The following is a 14,083-nucleotide window of genomic DNA, read 5'->3' on the forward strand; positions in this document are numbered from 1 at the left end:
CCCCCAGCGGCCCGGCGAAGCCGGCGCCGCGGCGGCCGCTTGGCCTGCGCCGGTTTCGAAGCGCCGACGCCTTGATGCGGATGACCCTCGCCCTGGCCGCGCTGGCCGCAAGTACGGCCGTGTGGTGGCCGCTGCCGGCCGCCGCGTCGCGGGCCGCTGCCGCGGCCGCACCGGCTGCGCCGGCGGCCACCGTGCGCATCAAGGAGCTGGCCGCCGTGCAGGGCGTGCGCGCCAACCAGCTGCTGGGCTACGGCCTCGTCGTGGGCCTGGACGGCACGGGCGACCAGGCCACCCAGTCGCCCAACACCACCCAGAGCCTGCAGTCGCTGCTGCAGCAGCTGGGCGTGACGCTGCCACCCGGTGTCAGCTTGTCGCCGCGCAACGTGGCGGCGGCGCTGGTGACGGCACAGCTGCCGGCGTTTGCCCAACCGGGGCAGACCATCGACGTCACCGTGAGCTCGATGGGCAACGCCAAGAGCCTGCGCGGCGGGACGCTCATCGCCACGCCACTGCGGGGGGCCGACGGCCAGATCTACGCCCTGGCGCAGGGCAACCTGGTGGTGGGCGGTGCCGGGGCCTCGGCGGGCGGCAGCAAGGTGCAGATCAACCACCTGTCGGCGGGCCGCATTCCCGAGGGCGCGACCGTGGAGCGCGGGGTGCCGACGCCGCTGCTCGACGGCGACTCGCTGACGCTGGGTGTCAATGCGAGCGACTTCGCCACCGCTGCGGCCATCGCCGAGGCCATCAACCGGGACCAGGGCGACGAGATCGCGATGCCGCTGGACGGGCGCAGCGTGCGCGTCAGGATGCCGGCCCAGCCAGGCGCGCGGCTGGCCTTCCTGGCCCGCATGGAAAACCTGCCGGTCGCGCTGGCGCGGCCGGCTGCGCGCGTGGTGCTGAACGCGCGCACGGGCTCGGTGATCGTGAACGACGCGGTGACGCTGGGTCCGTGCGCGGTCGCGCACGGCAACCTGTCGGTGACGATCAGCACGACCCCGGTGGTCAGCCAGCCAGGGCCGTTCAGCGGCGGCAACACGGTGCAGGCCGAGCGCAGCGACATCGCCATCGCGCAGCAGGGCGGCTCGCTCATCGCGCTTCCGGCCGGCGCCAAGCTCGCCGACGTGGTGAAGGCGCTGAACTCGCTGGGCGCCACGCCGATGGACCTGCTGGCCATCCTGCAGGCCATGAAGGCCGCCGGCGCGCTGCACGCCGAGATTGAGGTCATCTGACGATGGCATCGGCGCCCATGCTGTCGACACCCTTGCCGCAGGTGGCCACCGGCGGCCTGGCCCAAGACACGCGTTCGCTCGATGCGCTGCGCGGTCGTGCCGCCAGCGATCCGCGTGGCGCCGCGCGCGAGGCCTCGCGCCAGTTCGAGGCCCTGTTCATGAACGAGCTGATGAAGTCGATGCGTGCTACCACCCTGGAGGCGGACGACGGCAGCGGCAGCCTGTCGGGCCGCAGCCTGTCGACCTCGATGCTCGATGGTCAGTTTGCGCAACAGCTCTCGGGTCGACTGGGTGGCCTGTCCGAGGCCATCCAGCGCCAGCTGGAGCGCCAGATGGGCCTGTCGCCGGGGCCGATCCCGGTCACGGGCAGCGCCAACAACACACCCGCGCCGCTGTCGGCCCGGCCGCAGCCGGTGCGTGTGCCGCAGACCGGCGCGGCCGGATTCGTGCAGCAGCACATGGGCGCGGCGCAGCGGGCCGAGACCGAGACCGGCATTCCGGCGGCCTTCATGGTGTCGCAGGCGGCGCTGGAGACGGGCTGGGGCCGCAAGGAGATCCGCCACGCCGACGGCTCGCCTAGCTTCAACCTGTTCGGCATCAAGGCTGGCGCGGGCTGGAAGGGTCCGGTGGCGGAAATCGTCACCACCGAGTACATCGACGGTCGCCCGCAGAAGGTGACGGCGAAGTTCCGCGCCTACAGCAGCTATGGCGATAGCTTTGCCGACTATGCGCGCTTGATGAGGACGAGTCCGCGCTACGCCGCCGCGACTCAGGCGGTGGCCGCTCAGTCACGCACCGCCAGCGCCGGAGATGCCACACACGCGACGCGGTTCGCACAAGGCCTGCAGCAATCGGGTTATGCCACCGATCCGACCTACGCGGACAAGCTCACGCGTGTGATCAACACCACGCTGCGCCTGCATCGTTCCCTGACCGCCTGACGGAGCAAAGACCATGAGCCCTTCACCGCTGATGTCCCTGGGCATGAAGGCCATGGCGGCCAGCTACGCCGGGCTTCAGGTCACTGGACACAACATCGCCAACGCCGGTGTCGAGGGCTTCTCGCGCCAGCAGGTGTCGCTCACCACGCCCGAGGGCCAGTTCACCGGGTCGGGCTTCTTCGGCCGGGGCGTGGTGGTGGAGTCGGTCGTGCGGGCTCATGACGCCTTTCTCACGCGCGAGGCGGCGACCGCACGCTCGCTGTCGGCGATGGACGCGTCCCGCCTGACCCAGCTGCGCCGCCTTGAGGAGGTTTTCCAGCTTGGCGAGACCAGCCTCGGCGCCGCCACCACGGAGCTGGTGGACGCTTTCGCCGACCTGGCCAACCGGCCTGCCGATTTGTCCACGCGCCAGGTGGTGCTGGCACGGGCTCGTGACCTCGCCGACCGCTTCACCGAAGCCAGCGGCCGCCTGGACACGCTTCAAGATGGCGTGGCCGCTTCGCTGCGCGTGAGCGTGCAGCAGATCAACAGCCTGGCTGGAAGCATTGCCGAGGTCAACCGCCGCATCGCCGACCTCAAGGGCCTGGGGCAGCCGGCCAACGATCTGCTCGACGAGCGCGACCGTCTCGTCTCGCGGCTGGCCGAACAGGTCCAGGTCACGCGCATGGAGTCCTCGGACGGCACGCTCTCCGTGTTCATCGGTGGTGGCCAGCGCCTGGTTCTGGGCTCTCAGTCCACGCCGCTGGAGGTGGAGCAGGACAGTGCCGATCCGGAGCGCCTGGCGGTGGCGCTGGCAGAGGGTGGCGCGCTGCGCACGCTCGAGGAGGGCGTGCTTGCCGGCGGCGCTCTGACCGGCCTGCTGCGGTTCCAGAATACCGACCTCGTGGCGGCGCGCACGCGCATCGGTCAGCTCGCAGCCAGCGTTGGCGAGGCCATCAATGAACAGCATCAACGCGGCATGAATCTGCAGCCACCTGTGGGCAGCGTGGCGTCTTCGGCGCTGTTCGCCATCGGCGCGCCGCAAGTCACCCGCAACCTTGACAACCAGCGCGACAGTGCTGGGGCCCTCATCGGCTCGGTGTCCATGGCCATCGAGGACGCCGCGCAGCTGCAGGCCAGCGAGTACACGCTGCAGGAAACGGTGCCTGGATCCGGCAGCTGGATGCTGTTGCGCCTGAGCGACGGCCGCCAGACCGCGGTGGCGGACGGCGACCTCGTCGACGGCATGCGCATCACCTTCGGCACGCCGCCGCCGCAAAACGGCGACCGCTTCCTGCTGCAGCCGGTGTCGCGTGCGGCGGGCGGTTTCGCGGCCTTGCTGGACGATCCGCTGGACATTGCCGCTGCCTCACCGCTGACGGCCACGCCGAGCCCGGCCAACACCGGCACCGCCGCCGTGAGCTCGCTGCGCATCACCGGCACCCCGATCATCGCCAACGCCATGACCACCGTCAGCTTCGTCAGCAACACTGGCAGCTACACCTGGGCGCTGCGCGACGGCGGCGGTGCCCTGCTCGACAGCGGCTCAGGCACCTGGACGCCGGGCGCGACGCTGCCGCCGGCGGGTGTGGACATCAACGGCTTCTCGCTGCGGCTGACGGGCGTGCCCCTCAACGGCGACGTGATCACGGTGGCGCCCACGCCCGGCAGTGCCGTGGCGTCGAACAACGGCAACGCGACGGCGCTGCTGGCGCTGCGTGACGCTGCCCTCACCGGTGGCCGTACACCCACTGACGCCTGGAGCGAGGCGCTCGCCGACATCGGTGTGCGTGTGCAGAGCGCGGAGACCACGTCGACGATTTCGCAGACCGTTGCCCAGCAGGCCGAGACCCAACGGGCCGACAAGTCCGGCGTCAACCTCGACGAAGAGGCCGCGCGGCTGATCCAGTACCAGCAGAGTTACCAGGCCGCGGCCAAGGTGTTGCAGGTGGCGCAGGCCGTTTTCCAGGAGCTCATCGACGTCGCTGGGAATTGATGGCCCCGACCCGACACCACACCATGCGCATTTCGACCGCCAACGCCTACGAGACCTCGATCAGCAATCTGCAGAAGCGCCAGACGGCGCTGAGCGACGCACAGGAGCGCCTCACCAGCGGCAAGCGCGTGCTGCGGCCGAGCGACGATCCCAGCGCAGCTGCCGTGTCCGAGCGGGCGCTGGCCGCGCAACAGCGCAGCGACGCCCAGCTGCGGGCCCTGGGCGCCAGCCGCAACGCGATGCAGTTGTCCGAGGCGGCGTTGGGCGACGCTGGCGAGCTGATGGCGCAGGCCCGCGAGCTGCTCGTGTCCGCCGGCAACGGCAGCTACGACGACAGCGACCGCCGGTCCATTGCCCAGGCCATCCGCGGGCTGCGCGACGACCTGCTGGCCGTGGCCAACCGCCAGGATGGCGCCGGCCGCTACCTGTTCGGCGGCCAGGGCAGCAACACGCCGCCGCTCGTCGACGCGCCCGGTGGCGTGAGCTATGTCGGCACCGAAGGCCAGCTGCTGGCGGCCGGCGGCACCGCCACGCCCTTGTCCATCGACGGCCGCGCCGCCTGGCTGTCTGGCGAGGATCCGGCGGCCCCGGGCACGCCGGTGTCGCTCTTCGACGCGCTGGACCGGGCCGTCACCGAGCTGTCGACGCCTGGACGCAGTGGCGCTGCCATCGCCGCCACCGTCAGCCACGGGCTCGGTGAGTTCGACATCGCGGCCAATCAGCTCGCCTCGTGGCGCTCTCGCGCCGGAGAGGCGCTCAACCGCATCGAGGGTCTTGAGCAGCGCGTGCAGCAGGCCAAGCTGGATGCGCAGACCGAGCGCTCCGAGGCAGAAGACCTCGATCTGCTGGCGGCAATCTCCGACTTTCAGAACCGGCAGACCGGCTACGATGCCGCACTGAAGACGTACTCCATTGTCCAGCGCATGAGTCTGTTCGAATACCTCCGCTGACGTCTCGGAACGCCTCGACGACCCCTCTGAGGGGCACGCTCGCCATGTTCGATCATCCGGTTCTGGATCAGCTGGTACTGGGCTACAGCCCCGTCGTCGACCGACAGCGCGCCGTGTTGGCCACGCGCTTGACGCTGTTCCCGGCGAGTCCCGACCCGGCCCAGGCGGCTTCGCTCCAAGCCCTGCGCGCCGTCAGCACCGTGCGGGCCGGCGCGCGCACCACGGCCGATGCCGATGCGGCGTTTGGCTGTGGCGCCGTCGCGGTGCAGGGTTGGCCCGTCGACGACCCGCCGCGGGCGGCCGGCTCGCGTGTCAAGGTCGCGACCGAAATGCAGATGGTGATGGATCTGATCCAGGGCGTCGACCGCAAGCAGCCGGTGTCTCAGCTGGAGGCGGTGCTCAGGCGAGATCCGACGCTGGCCTTTCGGCTGCTGGGCCACCTGAACTCGCTGGCCTTTGGGCTCCGCGCGGAGTTCACGAGCTTCGGCCACGCCATCTTGATGCTCGGCTATCCGCATCTCAAGCGCTGGCTGTCGCTGCTGCTGGCCTCATCGAGCGCGGGTGCCCACGCCAAGCCACTGCTGTTCGCGGCCGTGCGACGCGGCCTGCTCATGGAGGCGCTCGGGCGCGCGCCGGGCGACGCCGAGATGCGCGGCGAAATGTTCATCTGCGGCGTGTTCTCGCTGCTCGACAGGATGCTGCAGCAGCCCTTTGGCGATCTGCTCCAGTCCGTGCCGGTGCCCGATCGCGTGCGCCAGACGCTGATCGCCACGCCCGGGACTGAGCGCGGCGGCCCCTACAGCCCCTATCTGGAGCTGGTCGGTGCGATCGAGCGAGAGTCCTTGTTCGACATCCGCGACTGCAGCGAGTGGCTGCTTCTCAGCCCGGATGAGGTCAACCGCGCACTGCTGTCCGCGCTGCGCCATGCGCAGCTCCTCGAAGGATGACAGCCGCGAGCGGCGACGCCGGGATCCCGTCCGCGCTGCCGCCGGGGCTGTGGGACTCGGCGGTGCCGATGTGGCTGCAAGGGCCGGACTTCCGTGTCGTTGACGTCAACGAGGCTTGCGCCCGGCTTCTGGGCCGGGCGCGCGAGCGCCTGCGCGGACTGGATGCGGTCGACTGGCTGCCGCCCGAAGACCGCGAACGGGCGCGCCAGGAGCGGCGCCTGGGCGGCATCGGCGGGGTTGTGCGTTGCCGCCTGCCCGACGGCGATGGCCGATTGCGCTGGCTGGTCCAGACGTCGGTCGATCTCGGCGTGCCGGGCCGGCCGTCTTTGTTGCTGGTGCAGCTTCATGACGACCCCATCGGGCACGAAGTCCACGAGCGGGCACGTCGCGCCGATGACGAGATTGCGCGCTGGTTCGAACTCAGTCCCGTGGGCATGGTGGTGTACGACAGCCGCGGGCTGGTGCTGCGCAGCAATGCGGCGTTCGAGACCCTTGTCGGCCGCGTGCCGGCGGCACTGGCCGATGCGTTGCCCGAGCTGCAGCGTCTGCTCGCTTGGGTGTCGACGGCCACTGGTGGCATGCTCGAGCCCGCGCTGGCCGAAGGCGAAGACGCCGTCGAGCGCCAAGCCGCATTGCCGGGGCCCCAGGGCAGGCGACGGGTGTGCGCCAGACTCGCTCGTCAGCAAGGCTGGCCGGGCCAAACGCGCGTCATGGCCGTGGTGCAGGACCGCAGCGCGGAAGACGAGCGCGACCGCGCGCATCGCGAGCTGGCGCTGCTCATGGACAGCGGCAGCATCGGTGTGTCGACCTTCGACCCAGCCCAAGGTTGGCTGCAACCGCTACCGGCCGGGCCCGCTGCACAGCCGGGCGGCGAGGCCACGCAGGCCAGCGCGCTGGTGGGCGTGGGCCGCGACAGCGTGCTGCCCGAGTCGCGGCCCGACTACGAGCGGCTGCTGCAGGCGCTGAAGGCCGGCGAAGCGGTCGACGTGACTTACGCCGTGCGCCACGCGCAGCTGGGGCTGCGCTGGCTGCACACCCGTGTCAGCCCGAATCTCGGCGGCGCTGTCGGCCGCACGACATCGGTCATCACCCGCGACGTCACCGACCGGCACGGTGCCAACCTGCGCAACGAGCGGCTGATGCACGAGATGACAACCATCCTCGACAGCTCGCCAGCCGGCGTGGCCTACCTGCGCGGCCTTGCGCTGGTCCGTTGCAACCGTCGCTTCGAGCGCATGCTGGGCTTCGCGGTCGGGGCCGCTGCCGGAGCCTCACTCAAGGAGATCCTGGCCCGCAGCATAGGGCCGGTGCGTGCCGTGCAGGACGCGCTGGTGGCGCTGGCCGAGGGCGGCAGCTTCGAGGCCGAGCTGCCCTTGGTACGCGACGAGGCCCCGCCCCGTTGGTTCTCGTTCAGCGTGCGACGAGTCGGCCCGGCAGGCGACCAGGCCGAGGCGGTGGCCGTGCTCACCGACATCACCCGGCTGAAGATGCAGCAGGCCGAGCTCGAGAAGTCGGTGCGTGATCGCGAGCTGATGTTCAACGTCTCCGAGGTCGGCATCGTCTGGCAGCGAGGCACACGCATCGAACGCGCCAACCAGGCCATGGTCCTGCTCAGCGGCTGGAGCGCCACCGAGCTGGCCCTGCTCGACCCGGCAGAGCTCTACCCCGACACCCGAAGCTGCGTCGACTTCGAGGCGCGCATCGACCAGGGACTGCGGGCCGAGGCCCGCTTCGTGGGCGAGCGGCTGCTGAAGCGACGTGACGGCCGGCACGTCTGGGTGCAGGTGGCGGTGCGCCAGGTCGACCCCGAGGAGGCAGGCGCTGGGGTGATCAGCAGTTTCGTCGACATTGACGAGCGCAGGCGCGCGCGCGAGTCGCTCAGCGAGCAGGCCGAGCGCACGCGCGCCATCCTGGACTCGGTGCTGGTCGGCATTGTCACCGTCTCCGAGCGCGGCATCGAGTGGATGAACCGCTCGGCGCGGCGCATGTTTGCCGGCGAGCTGGCCGACCTCCTTGGCGAGCCGACGTCGATCGTGGCCACCTCCGAGCCCGGGCACCCGCTGCGCCGCGACGACTGGCTGGCGGTGCTGCAGGAAGGCACGGCCGAGACTTTCGAGTGCCGTCTGCGCGGCCGCGACGGGCGCGAGTTCTGGGTGGCCGGCAACGCCGTGCTCAGCCGGGGCCTGAGCGGTGGTCGCGAGGTGACCTTCGCGCTCCTCGACATCGAGCGGCGCCGCCAGGCCGAACTGCGCATCGCCGAGGCCCAGGCCTCCCTGCAGCGCGTGATCGAGACCGCGCCGGCCGCCATCGCGCTGTTCGACGCCGACACGCAGGTCGTGCGCCAGGCCAATCAGACGGCCGGGGCCTTCCTCGGGGCCGGGCTGTTCGCGGGCCGCGGCGACGCGGTCGGTGCGGTCGTGGCCGACCCGGCCCTGGCGGATGCGCTCGCCGGGTGGCTTCGGAGTGTCGTGGCGGGTGGTGTCCAGCAGCGCCACGAGTGGCGCAGTGGTGGCGACGATGCCGCCGACGCGCGGGTGTGGGACTGTCGGCTGGCGCCGCTGTCGGAGCCCGGCGAGCCTGGTTCGCGGCTGGTGTTGCTGGTGGCCAGTGATGTCACCGAGCAGCGCGCCGCGGAGCAGGCACGCCTGCTGGCCGCGATCGCCCAGCGCGAGACCCTGGTGCGCGAGGTTCACCACCGCATCAAGAACAACCTGCAGGGCGTGGCGGGCCTGTTGATGCAGACCGCCGGCAAGCACCCGGCGGTGAAGGACATCCTGACCGATGCGGTGGGCCAGGTGCAGGCCATCGCCCAGGTTTACGGCCTGCAGATGGGACGCGCGGGCCCGCTGGCCCTGACAGGTCTGCTGCGCGCGGTGACCGCATCGATGGCGCGCATGTCCGGCCGCACGATCGATGTGCAGGTGCGGGGCGAGGTGCCGCACGAGCTGCCGGAGAACGAATCGATCCCGATCGCGCTGATCCTCAATGAGCTGCTGAGCAACGCCATACGCCACGGCCAGGGCGGCGACGTGCGCTGCACCTTGGCGGTTGACGGCGAGGCCGTGGTGCTGGGCATTGCCTCGCAGGGCCGCCTGCCCGAGGGCTTCGAGCTGCAGCGCACCGGGCGCAGCGCGGTGGCCGGTCTGGGCCTGGTCAGGGCCCTTCTGCCGCGGCGAAGCGGCCGCCTCAGGCTCGAGCAGCAGGGTCAGGAGGTGGTGGCCGTCATCGAGCTGCAGGCGCCGGCGGTGCGGTTGCCGACGCCATGGGCGGCCGACCCCGATCGGTGACAATCCGCAGATGGTGGATGCCCCCAACGCCCTGTCCCCGCCTGCCCCGGCCAGCAAGGGCCGGGTGCTCGTCGTCGACGATGACAGGCTGGTCCTGGCCACCGTCTCCCAGGGCCTTGCCGATGCCGGCTACGAGGTCATCGACGCTGAAAACGGCGACGATGCCATCCTCTTGGCGCGCCAGCACCGGCCCGCGCTGGCGCTGCTCGATATCCGCATGCCGGGCATGACCGGCTTTGATGTGGCCGAGACGCTGCGCGACAAGTACGGCATCCCATTCATGTTCTTGTCGGCCTTTTCTGACGAGCCGACATTGGCCACCGTAAAGGCGCTGGGTGCCATCGCCTATCTGGTGAAGCCGCTCGAGGTGGGGCAGATCGTGCCGGCCGTCGAGGCCGCCTTCGGGCGCCTGCGCAGCGAAGGCCTGCCGGCCCGGACGTCGCGGCGCGACGCCGCCGGCTATGCGACGGCCGTTCCCCTGGCCGAGCCTCGGGCTGACCCGCTGGCTGACCCGGTGCCGCTGGCGGTCGGTGTGCTGATGCACCGCTTCTCGCTCACGCGGTCGCAGGCACTGCAGCGCCTGCAGCGTCAGGCCCAGGAGCAGGGCCTGGCACTGGCGCAACAGGCTGCCCGGCTGCTCGTGGCCGTGGAGCAGTTGTCGGCCTGACCGGCCGGCCGCAAGCTCAGCCCGCACCCAGCACGACGTGGAAGCTGGCCCCGCGACCGGGGACGGAATCCGCCCATACCCGCCCGCCGTGGCGTTCAACGATGCGGCGAACCGAGGCCAGGCCCACCCCGTGGCCCGGGAAGTCGCTGGCGCTGTGCAGGCGCTGAAAGAGGCCGAACAGGCGGTCGGCCGAGCGCATGTCGAAGCCGGCGCCGTTGTCTCGCACCACGAAGCCCATCCCGCCCTTGCCACTGGGCGGCTCGCTCCGCACTTCGATGAGCGGGTGCGTGGCCTTGGCCGTGTACTTCCAGGCGTTGCCCAACAGGTTGTCGAGCACCAGGCGCAGCAACGTCGGGTCGCCATCGGCCTGCAGGGCGGGCTCGATATCCACTTCGACGACGCGATCGGGCGCGCTGCGCCGCAATTCCTCGACTACCAGGCCGGCCAGCTGCGACAGGTTCACCCGCTGGCGCGTCAACGGCTGCTGCGACAGCCGGGCCAGCGAGAGCATCGCGTCGATCATCAGGTTCATCCGCGCGGCGGCGCCGATCACGCGGTCGAGGTGGTCATTGCCGACGCGGTCGAGCTGCGTGCCGTAGTCTTCCTTCACGATCCGCGCGAAGCCCTCGACCACACGCAGCGGTGCACGCAGGTCGTGCGACAGCGTGAAGCCGAAGCTCTCAGACTCGGACCGCCGCTTGGAATCGGCACTGGCCACGGACAGCGCCGCCGCTGCGTGCCAGGCCAGCAGCCAGGACGGCCCCGCCAACAGCTGCCATGCGTCATCGGCCGCGGCGGCAGTCGGCCCAGCCAGGCGCTCGTGCAGCCCGCCCGGCCAGTTGTCGCCGTCTGCCTGCGGCCAGGTCCGGCGGGCCGCGGCGTTGGCGTGCCGACACTGCCATTCGGCCCCGTTCGACACCAGGAGCACGGCCGGCGCCGGAAGGGCGTCGGTCAGCGCCTCGGCCTGTGCCAGGCAGGCCGGGTTGACCGGGACGTGCATGGGCAAGGCCTTGCCCGGCACCTCAGTTTCGCGAGGGTCGCGCGCCTGGCGCCCCAGGCGATAGGCCAGCACCGCGGCCAGAGCGCCCAGCGCCACGGCCACCGCTCCCAGTGTGGCGCCGGCCACCGGGGCCAGCGCGGTATCGGCGTCGGCGGCGGTGGCGGCCGACAGCAGCGCGGCCGTCACCGCGGCTGACACCGCGGCCTGTCGCAGCGCGGCCTGTCGCAGCGCGGGGCGCGTCGGCGTTGACGGCCGACTGCGCAGCGGGTGGGTCCAAGGCATTCGAGGATTCTAGGGACCGCGCGCTGCGCATCGGAATCCGACCATGGGCTCAAGTTCGGGCCGGCAGGGGCCGAAACTGCAGCGGTGGGCGTCAATCGCCTGCAGGGCTTGAGCAGCGCCTGTGATGGTTATGCTGCGGCCCGGGCGCATCAACCGACCGGCCTTGACTCACCCCCGCGAAACAGAAGCCATGAGCGCTGACCCCGACCCCAAGCCCGAGCCGCTGGACGAGCAGGCGCTGACCCGATTGCGGGAGCTTGATCCTGACGGCCGCCAAGGCGTGGTCCGGCGGGTGCTCACGGCCTACGAGACCTCGCTCGCGCGCATGATCGCGCAGCTGCAATTGCAGACTGACACGGCCGATCCGGTCATCGTGGCAAGCATCGCGCACACGCTGAAGAGTTCGTCGGCCAGCGCCGGTGCGCTCTCGCTGGCACAGGCCTGCGCTGACGTCGAGGCGCGGCTGCGCGGTGGCCAGGTAGCGAACTTACGCCACGAAATCCACCGGCTCGTCGCGCTCGCAGAGGCGGCACAGCAATCGGTCGCCACTATTCTCCGCGGGTAAAACCACCCGCTGCCCAGCCCCACGCGCGCCAATGACATCCGCTCCGCTCCAGGTGGACGACGGCCTTCCCGAACAGCCTGCGGTCCTCCTCGTCGACGACGACGAAGTCAATCTCCTGTTCACGGCGCTGGCCCTTCGCGAACGCGGGTTCCGCATCACCGAGGCTGCCGGCGGGGAGCAGGCGCTGAAACTGCTTCGGCAGCAGACCTTCGACGTGGTGCTGCTCGACGCCATGATGCCGGGACTTGACGGCTTCGACACCTGTCGCTCGCTGCGCCGCATGCCGGGTCTGGAGAACCTCCCCGTGTTGATGCTGACCGGCCTGGACGACGACGCCTCGATCACGAAGGCGTACAACGTCGGCGCGACAGACTTCTTCGTGAAGAGCAACCAGTGGAGCCTGCTCGACGGACGCCTGCGTTACCTGCTGCGCGCCAGCCGCACCCGGATGGAGCTGGAGCGAAGCCGCGCCGAGCTTGCGCGCGCCCAGGATCTCGCCCGCATGGGCAGCCTGCAGACGCGGCGCCATTCCGGCTTCCGGCTCGCGCCCGAGGCGCTTCGGGTCTTCGGCTACCCGCCCCAGGATTCGATCTCGCTGCGCGCGCTGCTGCGCATGGTCCCGGTCGATTCACGCCGCAAGCTGTCCGACGAACTGCACAGGGCGCTGCGTCACATGTCGCCGGTGGCCATCGACGTGCCCACCGTGCTGCTCGATGGCCGCGCGCGCATCGTGCACGTCGAGGCCGAGCCCGAGTTCAACGAGGCCGGTCGCGCCTCGGCCTACCGCGGCATCGTTCAGGATGTGACCGAGCGCCGCCAGGCCGAGGACGAGATCCGTCGCCTGGCCAACTTCGACGCGCTCACCGGCCTGCCCAACCGTCGCCAGCTGATCCTGCGCGCCGAGCGGGCGCTCGAGCATGCCAAGCAGCTGCATCACCAGTTTGCGCTGCTGCTGATCGATCTCGACCGCTTCAAGGTGATCAACGACACGCTCGGCCACGGTGCCGGCGATGAGTTGCTGCTGCAGGTGGGCCGCAGGCTGGTGGCCTGCGTGCGCCACTCCGAAGCGGTGCTCGACGGCTCGATGGACAGCGCTGGGCTGCGCTCTCACCGCTCGCTCGAGGCCGTGGGCCGGCTGGGCGGCGACGAGTTCGTCGCGCTGCTGCCCGAGGTCGACGCCGACGCCGACGCGGAGCGTGTCGCCCAGCGGGTGCTGGACGAGCTGCGCGAGCCCTTCCTCGTGGCCGGGCAGGAGTGCTTCGTCACCGCCAGCGTGGGCGTGGCGATCTACCCGCGCGACGGCGTCAGCGTTGTCGACCTGCTGCGCAACGCCGACGTGGCGATGTATTCGGTCAAGAACCAGGGCAAGAATGCCGCAGCGGTGTTCAACCCCATGCTCGCCGGGCGGGGCCGCGAGAAGCTGGAGCTCGAGACGGCGCTGCACAAGGCCATCGAGCGAGACGAGCTGGTGCTGCACTACCAGCCGCAGATCGACGTCCTGGCGGGCCGCGTGTCCAAGGTCGAAGCGCTGATGCGCTGGCAGCGCCAGGGCCGGCTGGTGCCGCCGGGGGAGTTCATCCCGCTGGCCGAGGACACCGGTCTCATCGTGCCGATGTCGGAGTGGGCGCTGCGCGAGGCCTCGCGCCAGGCCCGGTTGTGGGTGGACTCGTTCGGTTTCGACGATGCCATTGCGGTGAACATGCCCAGCCGGATGTTCGAGCGCTCCGACCTCGTCGAGCGCATCCACGAGTACGTGTGCCAGGCCGGCGTGCCGCACCGCATGATCCACCTTGAGATCACCGAGGACAACCTGATGAAGGATCTCCAGAGCGTGATCCCTTCGATCCACCGGCTCAAGGACATTGGGGTCGAGATCGCGATCGACGACTTCGGCATGGGCTACTCGAGCCTGGCCTACCTTTCCCAGCTGCCGATCGCCGAGCTCAAGATCGACCGCAGCTTCGTGCGTGAGCTCGACCTTGCACCCAAGAGCACGGCGGTGGTCACGGCCATCATCGCGCTGGCACGCGCTCTGGGGCTGCGTGTGGTGGCCGAGGGCGTAGAGACCGACCGCCAGCTGCGGGTTCTGCAGCGCTTGGGCTGCACGGTGATGCAGGGCTTCAAGTTCAGCCGTGCGCTGCCGGCGGTTGAGCTGGAACGCTGGATCGATCAGAACCGGCAGCTCCTGGCGGTGATGGCCGACGACGACGGCCAGCCGCTGCAGGCCAACGGTTGAGCCG

10 protein-coding genes are annotated in these 14,083 nt (G+C 70.6%); 9 read left to right on the forward strand and 1 reads right to left on the reverse strand.

Annotated elements, in window-relative coordinates:
- Window positions 1–80: 80 nt before the first annotated feature.
- Genes KA711_16390 through KA711_16420 form a run of 7 tightly spaced genes read left to right on the forward strand, consistent with a single transcriptional unit; the run spans window position 81 to window position 9,996 of the window.
- Entirely contained in the window at window positions 81–1,229 is a 1,149-nt protein-coding gene (locus tag KA711_16390) for a flagellar basal body P-ring protein FlgI (GenBank protein MCM0610550.1), read from the forward strand.
- A 17-nt stretch (window positions 1,230–1,246) separates the two neighbouring features.
- Window positions 1,247–2,170 carry a flagellar assembly peptidoglycan hydrolase FlgJ gene (gene flgJ / locus KA711_16395; protein MCM0610551.1) on the forward strand — a complete coding sequence of 308 codons (924 nt, stop codon included), beginning with the start codon at window positions 1,247–1,249 and terminating at the stop codon, window positions 2,168–2,170.
- A gap of 31 nt (window positions 2,171–2,201) precedes the next feature.
- Window positions 2,202–4,145: a flagellar hook-associated protein FlgK gene (gene flgK / locus KA711_16400; GenBank protein ID MCM0610552.1), complete on the forward strand. Its 1,944-nt coding sequence runs from the start codon at window positions 2,202–2,204 to the stop codon at window positions 4,143–4,145.
- Between the two features lie 23 nt (window positions 4,146–4,168).
- Complete coding sequence (gene flgL / locus KA711_16405; GenBank protein ID MCM0610553.1) at window positions 4,169–5,095, forward strand: flagellar hook-associated protein FlgL; 927 nt, start codon at window positions 4,169–4,171, stop codon at window positions 5,093–5,095.
- 44 nt (window positions 5,096–5,139) lie between these two features.
- On the forward strand, window positions 5,140–6,042 hold the full coding sequence (locus KA711_16410) for an HDOD domain-containing protein (protein ID MCM0610554.1): 903 nt from the start codon (window positions 5,140–5,142) through the stop codon (window positions 6,040–6,042).
- The gene (locus KA711_16415) at window positions 6,039–9,329 is read left to right on the forward strand and encodes a PAS domain S-box protein (GenBank protein MCM0610555.1); all 3,291 of its coding nucleotides are present in this window, start codon (window positions 6,039–6,041) and stop codon (window positions 9,327–9,329) included. Before KA711_16410 ends, KA711_16415 begins: the two co-directional genes overlap by 4 nt.
- A gap of 10 nt (window positions 9,330–9,339) precedes the next feature.
- Window positions 9,340–9,996: a response regulator gene (locus KA711_16420; protein MCM0610556.1), complete on the forward strand. Its 657-nt coding sequence runs from the start codon at window positions 9,340–9,342 to the stop codon at window positions 9,994–9,996.
- A gap of 16 nt (window positions 9,997–10,012) precedes the next feature.
- Here the strand turns inward: KA711_16420 and KA711_16425 are convergent, their stop codons facing one another.
- Window positions 10,013–11,278, reverse strand: coding sequence for a hypothetical protein (locus KA711_16425; GenBank protein ID MCM0610557.1), 1,266 nt, complete (start codon window positions 11,276–11,278; stop codon window positions 10,013–10,015).
- 190 nt (window positions 11,279–11,468) lie between these two features.
- Here KA711_16425 and KA711_16430 point away from each other — a divergent pair, with 190 nt between their 5' ends.
- Both KA711_16430 and KA711_16435 read left to right on the forward strand, forming a co-directional pair.
- The gene (locus KA711_16430) at window positions 11,469–11,843 is read left to right on the forward strand and encodes an Hpt domain-containing protein (GenBank protein ID MCM0610558.1); all 375 of its coding nucleotides are present in this window, start codon (window positions 11,469–11,471) and stop codon (window positions 11,841–11,843) included.
- Window positions 11,844–11,874: 31 nt separating this feature from the next.
- Window positions 11,875–14,079, forward strand: coding sequence for an EAL domain-containing protein (locus KA711_16435; protein ID MCM0610559.1), 2,205 nt, complete (start codon window positions 11,875–11,877; stop codon window positions 14,077–14,079).
- The last annotated feature ends 4 nt before the right edge of the window (window positions 14,080–14,083 follow it).

The organism is Ideonella sp. WA131b (assembly GCA_023657425.1).
In the GTDB taxonomy this organism is placed as follows: Bacteria; Pseudomonadota; Gammaproteobacteria; order Burkholderiales; family Burkholderiaceae_C; genus Rubrivivax.